Below are 16,198 nucleotides of genomic sequence, written 5' to 3' on the forward strand. Positions count from 1 at the left end.
ATCGAAATGAAAACAAACTTTTCCTCTATTTTTCCAATATCCAACTATTACCGGACGATTGGCTTTCGATAAAATCAGACCGCAAGAAACCGTCCAAAGCGAGACAAATCCGACGGAACAAGCCAGAATTTCACCAGTGAATTCCCGGAAATTCAAAGCGGCGCATCTCATTCCACGACGCATTGCCTTTCATTATTTTTTCTTATTGAATGAAATGGAATCCGGACAGTCCGGATGCGTTTGTATATTTGAATTGCGCCGCGCCGCGCGCGAATGGTTTAATCCAGTCCGTCACGCCCGCCGGCAGGCGCGCGTGCTCTCCCGCCGCATACGACTCACGGCCGGCGGCCGCCGCGCGCAAGCCTGGAGACCATCGTGAAGCTCAGCGAGCTTGGCAGCATCTTTTTCCTGCAGCTGTTCGTCATCATCGCCGCATGCCGGGCCGTCGGCTGGCTGACGGAGCGCTGGCTGAAGCAGCCGCGCGTGGTCGGCGAAATGCTCGCGGGCGTCGTGCTGGGGCCGTCGCTGTTCGGGCTCGTCGCCCCCACCCTGCAGCAAGCCATCTTCCCACCGGAATCGAAGGGCGTGCTGTATGCCTGCGCGCAGCTCGGCATCGGCCTCTATATGTTCATCGTCGGGCTCGGCTTCCGGAGCGACCACTTCCGCGCCAACAGCAAGAGCGCGATCGCCGTGTCGGTGTTCGGGATGGCCGCGCCGTTCGCCGGCGCGATCCTGCTGGTGCCATGGCTGCTGAACACGCCGGGGTTGTTTCCCGGCCATCCGAGCCCGTTGCAGGCCACGCTGTTCATGGGGGCCGCCATCTCGATCACCGCGTTTCCGATGCTCGCGCGCATCATCCACGAGCGCGGCCTGAACGACACGCGGCTCGGCACGCTGGTGCTGTCCGCCGGCGCAGTCGACGACGCGGGCGCCTGGATCGTGCTCGCGATCGTGCTGGCGACCTTCAGCGGCGACGCCGCCGCCGCATGGCGCGCGGTGACCGGCTGCATCGGCTTCGCGGTCTGCATGATCGCGTTCGGGCCGCGCCTGCTCGCGCCGCTCGGCCAGTGGGCCGAGCGCGACCGCCAGGTCGGCCCGACCCTGCTGTCGGTCGTGCTGCTGCTGTTCATGCTCGCCGCGTACGCGATGGACCGGGTGGGCGTGCACGCGGTGTTCGGCGGCTTCATCCTCGGCGCGGCGATGCCGCGCGGGCGCCTCGCGAGCGAGCTGCGCCGGCAGCTGGAGCCGTTCACGCTCGCGTTGCTGCTGCCGATCTTCTTCGCCTATTCGGGATTGAACACGCGCCTCACGCTGCTCACCGAGCCGGCGCTCGCGCCGCTGACCGCGGCGATCCTCGTCGTCTCGGTCGCCGGCAAGGCCGGCGCATGCTGGCTCGCCGCGCGCATCACGGGCCAGGACAACCGCACGAGCCTCGGCATCGCGTCGCTGATGAACACGCGCGGGCTGATGGAGCTGATCATCCTGAATATCGGCATGCAGGAGCGCGTGATCAGCCCGGCGCTGTTTTCGATGATGGTGCTGATGACCGTGCTGACCACGCTGATGACCACCCCGCTGTTCGAGCTGGTGTACGGCCGCCGCGCGCGTGCGCTGGGCGAGCTGCCCACGCTCGCGGAGCCGGGCGGCGGCGCCGCGGCAGCGGGTGCGGCCGAGGCGGACGCCGCGCTGCGCGCGCGGATGCCGGACCGGCCCGCGTAACGGCAGCGGCATCGCCGCCGTCGAGCGGCGCGCTCACTGCGCGCCGCTCGCGATCAGCATCAGGTTGGTGCCGCAGATCAGCGCGAACAGCCCCCACGCGACCACGCGCGTGACGCCGCCGATCGCATGCTCGCCCATCCGCGCGCGATCGCTGACCGAGCGGATCAGCGGCCACATCGCGAACGGCAGTTGCAGGCTCAACAACACCTGGCTCCACACCAGCAGCTCGCCGACCGAGCCGTCGCCGAGCCACAGCACGCCGATCAGCGCGGGCACGAGCGCGAGCCCGCGCGTGATCAGGCGGCGCTGATAGCACGGGATCTTCACGTGCAGGAAGCCGTCCATGATCACCTGCCCGGCGATCGTGCCGGTCAGCGTCGAGCTTTGCCCGGACGCGAGCAGCGCGACGCCGAACAGCAGCGCGGCGGCGCTGCCCGCGATCGGCGTGATCAGGGTGTAGGCGTGTTCGATGTCGGCCACGTCGGTGCGTCCGGTCGCGTGGAACGCCGCGCCGGCCAGCACCAGGAGCGCCGCGTTGACGAGCATTGCGATCACGAGCGACACCCAGGTGTCGATGCGCACCATCGCGAGCGTGTCGCGCAGCGCGCCGCGCGGGCCGCCCTCGATGCGCCGCGTCTGCACGACCGACGAATGCAGGTACAGATTGTGCGGCATGATGGTCGCGCCGACGATGCCGAGCGCGAGCACGATCGCATCCTTGCGGTCGTGCCCGGGATCGCCCGGAATCAGGCCGCGCGCCACCGCGTGCCAGTCGGGCGGCACCATCGCGAGCTGCGCGATGAAGCAGGCCGCCATCGTGCCGATCAGCCCGAGCACGATCGCCTCGATCTGACGGAAGCCCTTGCCTTGCAGGCCGAGCACGATCACCGTATCGAGCGCGGTGAGCACGATGCCCCACGCGAGCGGCACGCCGAGCAGCAGCTTGAACGCGAGCGCGCAGCCGAGCACCTCGGCGATGTCGCAGGCGATGATCGACACCTCGGCGGTCAGCCATTGCACGACGCGCCCGACCCGCCCGTAGCGCGCATCGCTGGCCTGCGCGAGATCCATGCCCGTGACGAGCCCGAGCCGGGCCGCGAGCATCTGCAGGAAGATCGCGGCGAGGCTCGACAGCGCGACGACCCACAGCAGCGCGTAGCCGAACCGGGAGCCGGCCTGGAGATCGGTCGCCCAGTTGCCGGGGTCCATGTAGCCGATCGCCACCAGCAGGCCCGGGCCGGCGAAGCGGCGCAGTTTCGCGAAGCGCGACAGGCCGGCGTCGATGACGATGCTGCCCTTGACTTCGGCAGGGCAGAACGGCGCGGTGGGCAGGGTCGGCAGAGGCATTGGGGCGGCGGGGCGGGAGTCGGATAGCGGCATTTTACGCATGCCGCCGCGCGGCTCACGCGAGCCGCAGTTCGAGGATCTCGTCCCCCGCTGCGTCGAGCCGGCCGGTGGAAATCCAGCCGAGGCGGCGATGGAAGCCGTGCGAACGCGCGGCCGGATCGATCGTGCAGCCGAGGAACAGGCGCTGGAACCCGCGCGCCCGGAACGACTCGACCACCTGCGCGAGCAGCGCGCGGCCGATGCCGCGCCCCTCGTAGTCCGGCAGCAGCGCGAGCACGACGATCTCGCCGCTGTCGCGCTCGCCGAAACAGTAGCCGACCATCCGGCCGCCAACGCAGCACACCTGCCCCGGCAAGCTGCCGTCACGGATGCCCGCGGCCCAGCTGTCGATGGTGATGCCAAGCTCGCGCAGCCGGGCCTCGGTGAATGCGTTCTCGCGCGTGCGGCCGCGCAAGTCGATGCAGGCGCGGGCGTCGCCGGGCGTCGCGGCGCGGTATCGGGGGGGATCCATGTTCATGTTCCGTTGATGTTCGGCGCTGGCTTCGGGGCTTCGGGGGCTTCGGCGCAGTTTCGGCGCAGTTTCGGCGTGGCTTCGGCGTGGCTTCGGCGCGGTTTCGGCGCGGTTTCGGCGCGGTTTCGGCGCGGTTTCGGCGCGGTTTCGGCGCGGCTTCGGCGCGGCTTCGGCGCGGCTTCGGCGCGGCTTCGGCGCGGCTTCGGCGCGGCTTCGGCGCGGCTTCGGCGCGGCTTCGGCGCGGCTTCGGCGCGGCTTCGGCGCGGCTTCGGCGCGGCTTCGGCGCGGCTTCGGCGGCTCGCGGCCGGCGGACCGAAGGTCCGCTGCCTGCCGCCGCCGCGCGGCCGCTCAATCCGCGAACCCGCGTTCGCGCAGCCAGGTCGTCATGTCGGCGGCTACGCGCGCCATCTGGCTGACGCCGTCGGGCCCGCGCAGGCGATGATCCAGCCCGGGGTAGACCACCAGGCGGACGTTGTCGCGCCCCGCCCTCGCGAGCGCGACGGCAAGTCGCCGTGCGGCGGCCGTCGATGCCGCCTCGTCCTCCGCGCCCTGGATCAGCAGCACGGGCGTACGCACCTCGCGCAACACAGCCAGCTGATCGGTGCCGAACACGGTCCGCCACCATGCGACGCCGTGGCCGCTCATCGCGGGCACCGGCTCGCCATCCGCGATCGACCGGGCCAGCGCACGCATGCCGCCGACGGCCTGGGCGCGCTGCGCGGCAGGCAGATCGGAGACTGCGATGCTATGCAGCACGTCGTCGAGAAACCAGCGGCCGCCGCCTCCGAACGCGATCGTCGCGTCGACGAGCGTCGAGCGCGCCGTCAGCAGGTTCGCGACGACCCCGCCCTCGCTGCCGCCGATCGCCACGACCTTCGCGTATCCGTTCTCGGCCGCCAGCCGCGCAACGACCGCCGCCGCGTCGCGCGCGCGCCGCATGGGCGTGTCGTGCTCCACATGGGCGGCCGGGCAATCCGGCCGGTCCGGGTCCGCGCTGTAGGGCAACGCCGCCGTGATGCCGTACTTCTCGATCGTCAGCAGATCCGCGTCGGGCAGCACGCCGGCCAGATCGCGGCGGATCGCCTCGACTTGCCTGACGCTGTTGCAGTCCGAACCCTGCAGCACCACGAGCAAGGTGCCGCCGCGCGCGGACGGCGCGCGGCGTTCGAGGTAGTAATCGATACGGCTGTGGTCGTCCCGTTCGATCGGAAACGGCGACAACAGCGCCTCGGCCGACGCGGCGGGCGTCGCGGGTAGCGCAATCGCCGCGCCGAGCGCGCCGGCAAGCAGCCAGCAGGCCGCACGCCGACGCAGGCGCGCCGCGCCGCCGCCCACGCGCGGCGCGGCGTCGCCCTGTTGTCGTTGCCCCACGTCGCCCTTCATGCCACGCCTCCTGGTTCGATGTGCACGCCGGCCGTGCTATTTGTCCGGGGTGCAGACCCGCAGCCGGTGCCCGTCCGGATCGAGCGCGACGAACGTGCGCCCGAACACCGCCGCCATCGGCGCCTGCTCGATCGTCACGCCGAGCGCGCGCCATGCCGCGTGGAGCCGGTCCACCTCGGCCTCGGTGTCGGCCAGGAACGTCAGTTCCGAGCGATGCCCCGTGCCGCCCGATACGAAATTCTCCGCGCGCGTCGACCACAAACCGAGCTGCAAGCCGTTGTCGAAGGCAAAGGCCACGTAGGTCGGGAATACGGCCGCCGGCGCGCGGCCGGACAGTTTTTCATAAAATCCGGCGCTGCGCAGCGGATCGTCGACGTAAAGAATCACGAGATTGGGTGCGGTCATCGTTGTCCTCCTGACACGAAAATGACGACGCCGATCCTACGCGTCGTCACTGTCAGAATCTGTCAGCAGAGTGCGATGAGGTGAGGCGAACGGGAGATCGTCATCGAATCGCCTGTTGAGAACGGGCCTGTCCGTATCCAGCCCCATTCATTCCGTCCAGCGGACTAGGCGAGAACGGCATCCAGCCAACCGACCCAGGATCCCGCCAAGGACGGCCAGGAGAAACGTTGACGCACGGCTTCGATACGCGCCTGCCGTCGGATCTGACTCGCCTCCGGCTCCGCGAGATCCCTCTCGAGGCTGTCGATCACGAGCGCACTGTACAGAGGCGCCCATTCCCGATGATCCGAGGGCAGGTCCATGAACGCTCCGTACTCACCGAACAGGGATGGCAGCGCCCCCCAGTTGGTGGTCAGCAAACTTGCGCCACTGGCCAATGCCTCGGCCGCCGCGATGCAGAACGTTTCAGCGAAAACGGACGGATAAGCCAGAGCGGCGCATTGCGACAGTTCTTTTGCCAGCGCCGGCTGGCTGATCGCGCTGACATACGTGACGCCCTCCATTCGACGACAACGTTCATAAATGTCCTGGTACTCATCCTGCTCAGGAGCGACGTTGTAGACGGCCATACTGGAAAAGACCTTCAGACGAACATTCGGAACCGCATCGCGGATGGCCGGAAACGCGTCGAGGAGATGGGAAAGCCCCCTGAAGGGCGTGCTGGTGTACGCGAGTACGGGATCGCGTCGCCCGGCATACCAGGGCAAAGAGACGGCTTCGGAGGCGAACGCAGGGGCGATCCCGTTGTGAATGACCTTGCCCTTGTCGGGCGGGATCGAAAATGCCCTCTGATAGGCGGCGGCCTGCCACTGGCTGACAAATGCAAAGCCCCGCCAAGCCGCGCGCTCCTGACTCTGCCGCAGTTGCGCCACGGCTTGCTGGTCGGACGCATGGCCGGTCCACAAGACAAGGGGGACTTTGATTCCCAACGTGTCTCGCAACGTGTTGCCGACAGCCAGATTCAGCACAATGACCGCATCAAAGCCGTTCATCAGCGTCGTGTCCTGAAGCGCATGAAGATACGAGAGAATTCGTACGCCATTCGCATCTCGCCCCGGCTCGCTGGCGCCGTTGATAATCGAGACGTCTTGGCCCTGCCTGGCCAGCTCGGCCGCCAGATAGCACAAAGCCGATTGCGAGCCTCCGAGTGGACGGAGCAAGGGCGTCTCCGTGTCGTAGTCCCAAGACATCGGATCCAGAAAAGCCAGCTTCATTGAAAAACCCCCATGTGGCGCCGCCCACGCCCGATGTCGATATTCCAGATCCCTTCCACGCCAAATGATCAGGATAGCGACATAATCGACGGAAAATCCCCGATGAAATCGCATGTCCCCGTATGAACGACATTGGGCCACGCGCATCCATAGACCGTCCGGCCGTGCTCCCTCACGAGATTGCAGAAGTAGAAATCCTCGCCGACGAGCCGGTCGTCGATGACTTTCTGGCTGAAGAATTCATGGACGGGAAAGTCCGTCGCGCCGCCGGGTTTGGCGCTGGGAATATTCTGTTGCGCCAGATGCTCAAGACACGCACGCGCAATCAGCATGATGCCGGTGCCGGTTTCGCGCACCGGCATCGGCGCGTCGAGCGCGCCCGCCGGCGTATCGCCTTCCTGCAGGAACGTGTGCATGCCCCCGTACTGGCCGGCTATCTGCGGCAACAGCGCGGGGTCGATCTCCGGATGCGCCAGTACGGCCTCCTTGATCCGGGTCCAGTCGATCTCCTTGCGTGGATACATGGCGGCCACCACGTCGTATTGATGCCAGTCGAGCATGCGCATGATGTCGTCGACATTGAAGCCCATGTCGTCGTCGAGAAACAGCATGTGGCTGTAGTCGGTCTTGTAAAGAAAGAAGCTCGTAATGATGTTTCTCGCCCGGTCGACCAAGCTCTGATTGGTCAACGTCAGGAGTTCGACACGTATCCCGCGAGCGAGGCAGGCTTTCTGGAGCCCCCAGACGCTGCGGACATAGGACGTGGTGAAGAGCCCTCTATGCGAGGGCGTGGCGACGGCAAGCGAAAATGTGTCGGACATGAACGGTTCCTTGTTCTCCATGTGAGCGGGAGGCGCCGCCGTCGGCGCTGCGCGAACGGGCGCGCCGACGGATACCTCGTCCGCCGCGCGGCGGCGGATCGGGATCGCATGCTCCTGTGCCCGACAGCATACCGCTCATCGGAGCGATCGAGTTCGATGTGCTGACGATCCGCTTCTTTTCCTTACAATCGGAAAACCATGCCTGTCGGTACGCGCAGGCAAAGCGCGAAAACGCCGAAGCCGTCCGCGTCGCTTGGGTGGAAGCGCCACCGCGGGCTCCACCCGGACAGGGAGCCGCGCCGACCGCGGCGCGGGTTGCAGTCGCTCGCGCTCGCGTGTTGCTGGATCGGTTCTTCCGATTTCACCAGCCGGCCTGCGCCGCGCGTGACCGAAACCCGGTAGGTCCGCACTGCGCCGGCACCTCGGAGGCAGCACCGCTGCCGACAATCGAATGGGCGCGCGGATACGCGGCGACGGCTCAAAGCGGATTCGCGTTGCCTCTCCCGCTCCCGCCCGACGGCCGGCCACCGCCACCCGCGTCGCCCACGCTCCGCGCCGCCTCAGCGCGCCCCGCGATTGGTCAGCGCGCTCCGCGATTGGCCAGCGCGACCCCGGCGATGACGAGCGCCCCGCCCGCGAGCATCGACAGGCTCAGCGTCTCGCCGAGCAGCCCGACCGCGAGCAGCACGCCGAACACCGGCACGAGATTGGTGAAGACCGCCGCGCGCGCCGGCCCGAGCGCGCGAATGCCCTGGTAATACCAGACGAACCCGACCACCGTGCCGATCGCGCCGAGGTACAGGATCGCGACCGCCGCCTGCCAGCCGATGCCCGCGCCCTCGCCCGTCGCGGGCGTCAGCAGATGCGCGCCAACCAGCAGCGCGAGCCCCCACAGCGTGGCGTAGGTCGTCGCGGCCAGCGGCGAAAGCCCCTTGAGCGCGTGGCGGCCGATGATCGTATACGCGCTCCAGCTCGCGACCGCGCCGAGCATGTAGCACTCGCCCGCGCCGAAGGTGCCGCGCAAGTCGCTGAACAGCGCGAGCAGGTGCCCGCGACCGATCACGAGCAGCGCGCCCGACAACGCGATCCCGATGCCGATCCAGCGCGTCGCCGACATCCGCTCGCGCAGCAGGCCCGCCAACAGCAGCGCGGTGACGATCGGCGTCAGCGCGACGAACAGCGCGGTGCGGCCGGCCGGCATGCGGGCCAGCGCGGCGAAAAAGCACAGGTTGTAGGCGAAGATGCCGGTCAGCCCGAGCGCGAAGGTCGTCGCGACCTGGCGCGCATCGAGTCGCGGCAGCCCGCCCTCGTACCGCCACGCCAGCAACACCAGCAGCACGGCGGCGACGCCGAAGCGGCCCATCGCCGCCTGCGACGGCGACATCGCGCCGGCCAGCAGGCGGCCGGCGACGAAGGTCCCGCCCCAGAACAACGCGACCAGCGTCAGCTTCGCATAGATGGCGGCGCGCGCGGGCGCATCGGGTGCCGATGACGATGCCATCGCTTGATCGAGGGGAGACGGGGCGGTTCGGGTATGCATGAGATCGAGTCGAGAGGAACAATCAGCGCCAGCCCGGCCACGCGTCGAGCGCGCCGACGACGAGCGGCACGGCCGCCATCGCGGCGAGCGTCTGGAGCGCGGTGATGCCGGCCATCAGCGGCGCGTCGCCGCCGAGCTGGCGCGCCATCAGGTAGGACGCGGAGGACGTCGGCAGCGCCTGGAACAGCAGCGCGACCGTCAGCGCCGCGCCGCCCAGGCCGAGCGCATGCCCGACCAGCCATGCGGCAGCGGGCAGCGCGACGAACTTGCACGCCGAGGCGACCGCGACCGGCCCCGCCCAGGCGCGCAGCGCGCCGAAGCGCAGCGCGGCGCCGACGCACATCAGGCCCAGTGGCATCGACGCCGCGCCGAGCGCGCGCACGACCGGCGCGATCACGGGCGGAAAGCCGACGCCGGCCGTCTGCAGCGCGATGCCGAGCAGGCAGCCGAGCACGAGCGGATTCGCGAGCACATGACGCGCGAGCGCGCGGGCGTCGGGACGCAACGCGCCGTGGCAGGCGAACACCGCGACGCAGATCAGGTTCACGAGCGGCACGATGATCGCCACGCACACGGCGGCGAGCGCCCCGCCCTGCGCGCCGAACAGCGCGACCGCGACCGCCGCGCCGACGTAGTTGTTGAAGCGGATCGCCCCCTGGAACACCGACGTGAACGCGGCTCCGTCGACGCGGACGAGCGGACGCGCCAGCGCGAGCCCGCCCGCGACCAGCGCGGTGGAGCCGACCAGCGTGAGCGCGAGCGGCGCGACCGGCAGCGACGACAGACGCACGCTCGCGAGATGATCGGCGAACAGCGCGGGCAGCAGGAGGTAATAACAGAGCCGCTCGGCCTGCGACCAGAACGCGGCGGTGACGACACCGCCGCGCGCGAGCGCATGGCCCAGCGCGACCAGCAGCGCGACCGGCGCGAGCGCCAGCACGATGGCGGCGCTCATCGTCGCGCCCCGCTGCCGTGCGGCTCACGATGTGCCGCGATGGAAACCCGCCCTCGGTACGACATGGTGACGCTCGTTGAATGGACGACGTCGCCAAGTTAGCACGTTGAACCCACGGAAATAATGGTGAATTCTCGGGCGATCAATAAGAAATTCTCATGCCAGATTCGGCGACCTGGGCGGCGAAGGCCTGCGCGAAGCGCTGCGCGGGGCGCGACTGGTGTTCGAGCAGCACGACCGGGCGGCCCATCTGCGGCTGCCCGAACGGCAGCCGCGCGACGGGCGGCAGGCGCGCGAGCGTTGCGTCGGGCAGCGCGACGATCGCCGCGCCGAGGCCGTTCGCGACCATCCGGACGATCGTCTCCGCGCTGTCGAGCACCATCTCCTCGCGCACCCGCACGCCGAGCCGACGCAGTTCGGCGGCGATCATCCGGCCCGCCCATGCCTGCGCGTCGAAGCGGATGAACGGCAGCGCCTCGAGCAAGGCGCGCGCATCGCGCGTCGCGTATTGCAGCGGCGCGAGCAGCCAGAAGCGATCTTCGTACAGCGTCGTCCACGCGAGCCCGGCCGGATACGGCCGGACCGGCTGGGTCGTGACGGCCGCGTCGAGTTCGCCCGCCGCGACCCGATGCGCAAGCTCGATCGACATGCCCGCCGACACGTGGATGCGCAAGGACGGATGCGCGCGCCGGATCGCCAGCAGCGCGTCCGGCAGCGGGCCGGACAGCGCCGTCTGGATCGCGCCGACGCGCAGCCGCCCGACCAGCCGCTGTTCGTCGCTGAGCGCATCGGGAATCCGGTCGTACAGCGCGAGCACCTGCTCCGCCTGCGCGAGCAGGATGCGGCCGGCCTCGGTCAGCATCGGCTGCCGCCGCGTGCGGTCGAACAGCTGCACGTTGAATTCGCTTTCGAGGGTCTTGATCTGCAGGCTCACCGCCGACTGCGTGAGGCCGATCGCCTCGCCGGCGCGCGCGAAGGTCTGATGACGGGCGACGGCGACCAGGGTTCTCAGGGCGCGGAGTGACATGGCGGGATGAGGAAGATGCCCCGTGTCCGCCTGCTGGCGGCGCGGGGCCGGAAGAAGGAGCGCGGGCGGCGCGCGGCGGACCGGCCGGCGCCGCGGGCAGGTCAGCCGACCCGGACCGAGGCCTCGCCCGTCAGCATCAGGAACGTGAAGGTTTCGCGCAAGTAGAGCTTCACGAGCTTGTCCGTGTGGCTTTGATATCCGATCGACAGATCCTGGCCGAGATGCAGCTCGAAATCGCCGCCCCGGGTCGACAACACGCTGCCGCCCGTGAGCGCGGGCGCCCACACGATCTCGCCGTTGACGATGCGCTTGATGTGCTCGACGACCGGATAGCCCTGGTCGCTGGCCTCGTTGAGCGCGGTGTACGCATCGGCGCCGAGCAGCACCGAATACGGACCGTCGACGCCCGCGAGCTTCAGCGCTTCGAGCGCGCCGCTGATCGCGGCCGGGTAGTCGGCGACGCTCTTCGGCAGCGCGACCTTCGGATTCGACGCGCCCTCGCGCACGCCGACGATCCCGGCCGCCTTGTAGCCGTCGAAGATCGCCCGGTCTTCCGCGAACGCCAGCGCCTTGGCCGCGTCCTTCGCGGGCTGCCAGTCGGAATCGTTGGAGCCGCGCTCGACATCGTCGATCGCCTCGCGCTGCAGCTCGAACGGCACCGTCAGCTCGACCACCCCGCGATAGTCGCGCAGCCGCGCGCCCACGCCTTGCTGGGGCGCCGTGATCGCACGCTGGTGACCGGTGCCGACGCCCGCGAACGCCGCGCCGTTCGGCCCCTTGACGTCGACCACGCGGCGGCCCGCGACGGAACGCCTGAAGGTGCGCGCGACCTCCTCCTCGATCTGCGACCAGGCGGCGGCCGAAATGGGCGCGAGTTCACGATGCAGGTTATTCATGGTGCGTTCCTTTGAGTGAGCCGATGTTCAGGGAGCCGTCGCCGACCTCGGCAACGGGCGCGTCGGAAGCGGGCGCGGCCGCGTCGGGCACGCGCTCGGCAAGCGTTTCCAGCAGCGTCGCGGACGGCACGAAGAACAGCCCGCCCGTCACCGCGCGGCTGTAGTCGAGCAGACGATCGTAATTGCCGGGCGGCACGCCGACGAACATGTTCTCGAGCATCTGTTCGATCGGCGCGGGGGTGCGCGCGTAGCCGATGAAGTACGTGCCGAACTCGTTCGCGCCGGGACGGCCGAACGGCATGTTGTCGCGCAGGATCTTGACCTCCTCGCCGTCCTCGACGATCGACGTCAGCGCGTTGTGCGCCCAGCTCGGCTTGGCCGTGTCGTCGAGTTCGATGTTGTCGTGCTTGGTGCGGCCGATGATGCGTTCCTGCATGTCGACGGGCAGCGCGTTCCAGGCGGCCATGTCGTGCAGGTACTTCTGCACGATCACGTAGCTGCCGGCCGCGAACCCGGGATCGTCGGCGCCGATCTCGGTGAAATGCGCGGCCTCGCGGCCGACCGGATTCTCCGTGCCGTCGACGAAGCCGACCATGCTGCGCTGATCGAAATAGCGGAAGCCATGCACCTCGTCGACCACCGTGACGGCGTCGCCAAGACGCGCGAGCAGTTGCGTCGCGAGTTCGAAGCACAGGTCGGCCGCGTCCGCGCGGATATGCAGCAGCAGATCGCCGGGCGTCGCCGCCGCGACGCGCCCGCCCGCGCCGAACTCGCGGAACGGATGCAGCGCGGCGGGGCGCGGCGCGCCGAACAGCGAGTCCCAGGCGCCGGAACTGAAGCCGCACACGCACGACAGGTTGCCGGCCGGCACGCGCGAGCCGACCGCGCGGACCAGCGCCGCGACGTCGGCGCACCAGGCGCGCACGGTGCCGGCCTGGGCCGCGCCGGCGGCGAGGGTGGCGACGATGAAGATGGCGCTGCGGGTGACGGGGCTGGAAACGGCTTGCGGTTCGGGGAGATCGACGGGCATCGGCGCGCGCTCTTCTGGGGGGGCGGGGGGCACTCATTCTTATATGCAGCGTCGTCGATTGTCAACGCGACGCGGCCGCGCGCAGCGTGCGGCGCGGCCCCGCGTCCCGCCTGATCGAGGCCGGGGGAGCCGCCCGGCCGCGGCGCCTGCAAGGCCGATGCGCATCGGTTACGATCGTGTGTCGCTTGGACGCGCCGGACGCGCCGCCGATACCCGGGCGGGCCGCCGGCGGCCCGCGCCCCGTCCATCACGCCACCACCGAACGACACGATGACCGACCGCCCGGCCCCTCGCTTCTCGACCACGATCTCCAACTTCTGGAATGCGTCGTTCCTGAGCGGCGAGATCCTGTACCGCGACGCGCGCTTCACGCTCGCCGCCAATCCCGATCTCGACGACGATTCGCGGGTCATGGTGCTGACGCGCCCCGACGGCCTGGCGATGGCGGTCGTCACGCCCGAGCTGGCCGGACGCATGGGCCTGCGTGAACTGCGCAAGCCGTCGGCGGACAGCTTCCGCCGTCGCCTCGCGGACGCCAACCTCGTCCTGCATGGCGCGGATTACCTGCTCTACTTTTCGGCGGCGGAAAAATACGCGCTGCTGGCGGAGCCCGAGCCTCCCGGCGTGCGCGCGCTGACGACGCGCGATGCCGAGGCGTTTGCCGCGTTCGAGTCGTGCGCATCGGAGCAGGACCTCGACGACGCCTACGTGGAACTGGCGCACCGGGCGGTATTCGGTGCGTTCCAAGGCGAGCGGCTCGTCAGCGCGGCCAGCATGTACGCGTGGGAAGACTCGCGCCTGGCCGACCTCGGCGTGCTCACGCTCGCTCACGCGCGCGGGCACGGCCACGCGCGCAAGGTGGTGCGCGCGCTCTGCCGGCATGCCTATGCGCAGGGATGCGAGCCGCAGTATCGCTGTCAGCTCGACAACGCCGCATCGGTGGCGCTGGCGCGCTCCGTCGGCCTGACCACGTACGGCACCTGGGAAGTCGTGTCGCCCGATTCCGACGTGTAAGCGCGGCGCGCTCGCGCGGGAACGCGGCAGGCGGTGGCGGGCGCTTACTGGTGCGCGGCCGCGCCGCCGACCACCGCGCACGTGAAGTCCTGGATTTCTTCCGCGGAGCCCCAGTTGAAATCCGGGATGACGTCCAGTCGATTCGCCAGCAAGGCCATGCCGCCGTCCCGCAGCCTGACCACGGCGAGGCCGAACTTCGCGATGCTGTCCTCGCGGCGCCGCGCATAGGCGTCGACGATCCTGAACGGATTCTCGCGGACCAGGTCGTCCGAACCGAGGCGCTTCGCCAGATAGACGTGCCCGTTGATCCGCTGCGCGAGCGGCGCCCAGTCCGGGCCGATGTCGCGCTGCGCCCCTTCCAGCAGGTGATAGACCTCGGGCTTCAGACAGGACACGTGGATGTGCAGCTGATCCTGCGAGCGCCCGTATTTCGAGTTGATCGCGAACGACAGATAGGCATCGTCGATCGGCCTGCCGAATTCCTGCGCGAGGCGGCCGCGTTCGTTCCACGCGGCCGCGAAGAAACTCGGCGCGCCGGCCGCCTGAAGCAGCGGCGACTCGATGCCCGTCACGCGGTGGGTCGGCATGACCAGGTCGTGATACGGGCCGCGCAGATCCTTGAGCACCACGTACTGCGCGGCGAGATCGACCTTCAGGCACGGATCGGGTTTGCCGTTCGCGGTCTGGTCCGGCACGCACCGCTGGCTGACGATCTCCCACAGCGCATGGGGATTGCCGCGACCATACAGGAAATACGCCGCGAGAACCGCGACCAGCAGCACAACCGGCACGAGGGAAAACGTGATTTTCCGATTCATCGACACCTCGACAATTGACAGGGCCCGCATCGCAGCACGCATGATAAGAGCGTGACGGGCCGGAGGGAAACCGGCGTCGCGAGCCGTCGCCGCCGAAGCCGTCGCGACGGGACGCCTCGACGCGCGCGACGTCTGCCTTGAGCGCGTGCGCGCGCCTCGCGCCAGCGGCCGCCGGCTTTTCGCTGCGCCGCCGATGTGCTATCCTCCCGACCTCGATATTTCAGGTGTGGCGCTGGCACGTTGCCCGGCACCTGCTGATATCCCGGCCCTCGAAGGGCTTCCTTTACGTTGCATTGAACAAGGCCTGTATGTTGGAGATTGCGGTAATCCGATAACCCAAACCCTGCGCAAGCAAGGTGTTTCGGTTATCGATGGGCAAAAAAGCTTGGCGGGCACCCGTTTTTGGTGCGCGCTGGTTATGCACATTCAGATTACTGCGTTCGAATTCCAACATGAACCTCTCCAGGCCCGAGCAACGGACCCTCCACGTCCTCGCCAAAGGTGGCTGCATCGTGCTGACGCGCGACGCGGCCGGCAACATCACATCCGCCCAGTGTTTCACCCGCGACGGGTACGTCCTGTCCGACTGCACGCTGAGCGTTTTCACCCGGCTCAAGACCAAACGGCTGATCCGGTCCCAGGACGGCCGGCCGTATCGGGTCAATCCGGCCGGGCTGCGCGCCGTGCGTTCGCAAGCGGACAACCGCTGACGCGCGCGCGCCCACGTCGCGACGATGCGCGCCCGATACGCGCGGCGGCCGGCGGCAGGCCCGGAACGGGCCGTCGTCAGCCGCCGGGCTTCGCGGCCCGACCGATCGCGGCCCGACCGACCCCGAACGACGACCCGACACCGACGGAGGGCGCACCCGCCCTCCCTCATTCATCGAGCAAGACAGGCAAACCGACATGAAACACGCATCCATCACCATTCGCCCCGAGCGCGACGCCGACCTCGACCGCATCCACCGGATCACGGAAGCCGCGTTCCGCGACGAAACGCATTCGAGCCATACCGAGCAGTTCATCGTCGACGCGCTGCGACGCGCGGGACAGTTGTCCCTCTCCCTCGTCGCGGAACACGACGGCGCGGTCGTGGGCCACGTCGCGATCTCGCCCGTCGCGATCGCATCCGGCGCAGCCGGCTGGTACGGTCTCGGCCCGGTTTCCGTGCAGCCCGACCAGCAGGGTCGCGGCATCGGCTCGCTGCTGATCACGGCCGCGCTCGACGCATTGAAAGCGCACGGCGGCCACGGCTGCGTCGTGCTCGGCAATCCCGCGTATTACGGGCGCTTCGGGTTCCGGACGCATCCGGGCCTGACGCTGCCCGGCGTCCCGCAGGAATATTTCCAGGCGCTGCCCTTGACGGGCGACGTCCCCGCCGGCGACGTGCGGTACCACGCGGCCTTCGAGGCAGTCGAATAAACCGGCGACGCGGGGGCGCGCCGCGCGCCCCGCTCC

17 protein-coding genes are annotated in these 16,198 nt (G+C 69.0%); 4 read left to right on the forward strand and 13 right to left on the reverse strand.

Going from position 1 to position 16,198, the window contains the following annotated elements; all coding sequences use genetic code 11:
• Positions 1-375: 375 nt before the first annotated feature.
• Positions 376-1,719, forward strand: coding sequence for a cation:proton antiporter (locus tag Bsp3421_RS13235; RefSeq protein ID WP_273996400.1), 1,344 nt, complete (start codon positions 376-378; stop codon positions 1,717-1,719).
• A 33-nt stretch (positions 1,720-1,752) separates the two neighbouring features.
• On the opposite strand, the gene Bsp3421_RS13240 is transcribed toward Bsp3421_RS13235, so the two are convergent.
• The 11 genes from Bsp3421_RS13240 to Bsp3421_RS13290 all read right to left on the reverse strand — a co-directional run bounded on the left by Bsp3421_RS13240 (position 1,753) and on the right by Bsp3421_RS13290 (position 12,908).
• The gene (locus tag Bsp3421_RS13240) at positions 1,753-3,066 is read right to left on the reverse strand and encodes an Nramp family divalent metal transporter (RefSeq protein WP_273996401.1); all 1,314 of its coding nucleotides are present in this window, start codon (positions 3,064-3,066) and stop codon (positions 1,753-1,755) included.
• A gap of 55 nt (positions 3,067-3,121) precedes the next feature.
• Positions 3,122-3,577, reverse strand: coding sequence for a GNAT family N-acetyltransferase (locus tag Bsp3421_RS13245; RefSeq protein WP_273996402.1), 456 nt, complete (start codon positions 3,575-3,577; stop codon positions 3,122-3,124).
• A 348-nt stretch (positions 3,578-3,925) separates the two neighbouring features.
• Positions 3,926-4,960: an alpha/beta hydrolase family protein gene (locus Bsp3421_RS13250; RefSeq protein WP_273996403.1), complete on the reverse strand. Its 1,035-nt coding sequence runs from the start codon at positions 4,958-4,960 to the stop codon at positions 3,926-3,928.
• 36 nt (positions 4,961-4,996) lie between these two features.
• On the reverse strand, positions 4,997-5,365 hold the full coding sequence (locus Bsp3421_RS13255; RefSeq protein WP_273996404.1) for a VOC family protein: 369 nt from the start codon (positions 5,363-5,365) through the stop codon (positions 4,997-4,999).
• A 164-nt stretch (positions 5,366-5,529) separates the two neighbouring features.
• A complete protein-coding gene (locus Bsp3421_RS13260) occupies positions 5,530-6,639 on the reverse strand; it encodes a glycosyltransferase family 4 protein (protein ID WP_273996405.1) in 1,110 nt (369 codons plus the stop codon).
• Between the two features lie 68 nt (positions 6,640-6,707).
• Entirely contained in the window at positions 6,708-7,460 is a 753-nt protein-coding gene (locus tag Bsp3421_RS13265) for a hypothetical protein (protein WP_273996407.1), read from the reverse strand.
• Between the two features lie 580 nt (positions 7,461-8,040).
• Positions 8,041-8,961, reverse strand: coding sequence for a DMT family transporter (locus tag Bsp3421_RS13270; protein WP_273996408.1), 921 nt, complete (start codon positions 8,959-8,961; stop codon positions 8,041-8,043).
• Positions 8,962-9,022: 61 nt separating this feature from the next.
• Positions 9,023-9,955 carry an AEC family transporter gene (locus Bsp3421_RS13275; protein WP_273996409.1) on the reverse strand — a complete coding sequence of 311 codons (933 nt, stop codon included), beginning with the start codon at positions 9,953-9,955 and terminating at the stop codon, positions 9,023-9,025.
• A 142-nt stretch (positions 9,956-10,097) separates the two neighbouring features.
• A complete protein-coding gene (locus Bsp3421_RS13280) occupies positions 10,098-10,982 on the reverse strand; it encodes a LysR family transcriptional regulator (protein WP_273996410.1) in 885 nt (294 codons plus the stop codon).
• Between the two features lie 101 nt (positions 10,983-11,083).
• A complete protein-coding gene (locus tag Bsp3421_RS13285) occupies positions 11,084-11,878 on the reverse strand; it encodes a family 1 encapsulin nanocompartment shell protein (RefSeq protein ID WP_273996411.1) in 795 nt (264 codons plus the stop codon).
• Entirely contained in the window at positions 11,871-12,908 is a 1,038-nt protein-coding gene (locus Bsp3421_RS13290) for a Dyp-type peroxidase (protein WP_273996412.1), read from the reverse strand. Before Bsp3421_RS13290 ends, Bsp3421_RS13285 begins: the two co-directional genes overlap by 8 nt.
• Positions 12,909-13,178: 270 nt before the next feature.
• Here Bsp3421_RS13290 and Bsp3421_RS13295 point away from each other — a divergent pair, with 270 nt between their 5' ends.
• On the forward strand, positions 13,179-13,922 hold the full coding sequence (locus Bsp3421_RS13295; protein ID WP_273996413.1) for a GNAT family N-acetyltransferase: 744 nt from the start codon (positions 13,179-13,181) through the stop codon (positions 13,920-13,922).
• A 44-nt stretch (positions 13,923-13,966) separates the two neighbouring features.
• On the opposite strand, the gene Bsp3421_RS13300 is transcribed toward Bsp3421_RS13295, so the two are convergent.
• Both Bsp3421_RS13300 and Bsp3421_RS13305 read right to left on the reverse strand, forming a co-directional pair.
• Positions 13,967-14,740: a CDP-diacylglycerol diphosphatase gene (locus tag Bsp3421_RS13300; protein WP_273996414.1), complete on the reverse strand. Its 774-nt coding sequence runs from the start codon at positions 14,738-14,740 to the stop codon at positions 13,967-13,969.
• 283 nt (positions 14,741-15,023) lie between these two features.
• Positions 15,024-15,194: a hypothetical protein gene (locus Bsp3421_RS13305; protein ID WP_252985715.1), complete on the reverse strand. Its 171-nt coding sequence runs from the start codon at positions 15,192-15,194 to the stop codon at positions 15,024-15,026.
• Here Bsp3421_RS13305 and Bsp3421_RS13310 point away from each other — a divergent pair.
• Both Bsp3421_RS13310 and Bsp3421_RS13315 read left to right on the forward strand, forming a co-directional pair.
• Positions 15,193-15,450, forward strand: a complete 258-nt coding sequence (locus Bsp3421_RS13310) for a YjhX family toxin (protein WP_273996415.1) — start codon at positions 15,193-15,195, stop codon at positions 15,448-15,450. The two genes, Bsp3421_RS13305 and Bsp3421_RS13310, sit on opposite strands and share 2 nt — an antisense overlap.
• Before the next feature lie 196 nt (positions 15,451-15,646).
• A complete protein-coding gene (locus Bsp3421_RS13315) occupies positions 15,647-16,162 on the forward strand; it encodes a GNAT family N-acetyltransferase (RefSeq protein ID WP_273996416.1) in 516 nt (171 codons plus the stop codon).
• Positions 16,163-16,198 lie beyond the last annotated feature (36 nt).

The organism is Burkholderia sp. FERM BP-3421 (genome assembly GCF_028657905.1).
Classification (GTDB): Bacteria; Pseudomonadota; Gammaproteobacteria; order Burkholderiales; family Burkholderiaceae; genus Burkholderia.

Bases quoted from the DNA above. Each gene is read 5' to 3' on its own strand.
- Bsp3421_RS13295 (WP_273996413.1), top strand. From the start codon at position 13,179: ATGACCGACCGCCCGGCCCCTCGCTTCTCGACCACGATCTCCAACTTC.
- Bsp3421_RS13315 (WP_273996416.1), top strand. From the start codon at position 15,647: ATGAAACACGCATCCATCACCATTCGCCCCGAGCGCGACGCCGACCTC.
- Bsp3421_RS13255 (WP_273996404.1), bottom strand. From the start codon at position 5,365: ATGACCGCACCCAATCTCGTGATTCTTTACGTCGACGATCCGCTGCGC.
- Bsp3421_RS13265 (WP_273996407.1), bottom strand. From the start codon at position 7,460: ATGTCCGACACATTTTCGCTTGCCGTCGCCACGCCCTCGCATAGAGGG.
- Bsp3421_RS13285 (WP_273996411.1), bottom strand. From the start codon at position 11,878: ATGAATAACCTGCATCGTGAACTCGCGCCCATTTCGGCCGCCGCCTGG.
- Bsp3421_RS13310 (WP_273996415.1), top strand. From the start codon at position 15,193: ATGAACCTCTCCAGGCCCGAGCAACGGACCCTCCACGTCCTCGCCAAA.
- Bsp3421_RS13280 (WP_273996410.1), bottom strand. From the start codon at position 10,982: ATGTCACTCCGCGCCCTGAGAACCCTGGTCGCCGTCGCCCGTCATCAG.
- Bsp3421_RS13245 (WP_273996402.1), bottom strand. From the start codon at position 3,577: ATGGATCCCCCCCGATACCGCGCCGCGACGCCCGGCGACGCCCGCGCC.
- Bsp3421_RS13290 (WP_273996412.1), bottom strand. From the start codon at position 12,908: ATGCCCGTCGATCTCCCCGAACCGCAAGCCGTTTCCAGCCCCGTCACC.
- Bsp3421_RS13300 (WP_273996414.1), bottom strand. From the start codon at position 14,740: ATGAATCGGAAAATCACGTTTTCCCTCGTGCCGGTTGTGCTGCTGGTC.
- Bsp3421_RS13240 (WP_273996401.1), bottom strand. From the start codon at position 3,066: ATGCCTCTGCCGACCCTGCCCACCGCGCCGTTCTGCCCTGCCGAAGTC.
- Bsp3421_RS13250 (WP_273996403.1), bottom strand. From the start codon at position 4,960: ATGAAGGGCGACGTGGGGCAACGACAACAGGGCGACGCCGCGCCGCGC.
- Bsp3421_RS13270 (WP_273996408.1), bottom strand. From the start codon at position 8,961: ATGGCATCGTCATCGGCACCCGATGCGCCCGCGCGCGCCGCCATCTAT.
- Bsp3421_RS13305 (WP_252985715.1), bottom strand. From the start codon at position 15,194: ATGTTGGAATTCGAACGCAGTAATCTGAATGTGCATAACCAGCGCGCA.
- Bsp3421_RS13260 (WP_273996405.1), bottom strand. From the start codon at position 6,639: ATGAAGCTGGCTTTTCTGGATCCGATGTCTTGGGACTACGACACGGAG.
- Bsp3421_RS13275 (WP_273996409.1), bottom strand. From the start codon at position 9,955: ATGAGCGCCGCCATCGTGCTGGCGCTCGCGCCGGTCGCGCTGCTGGTC.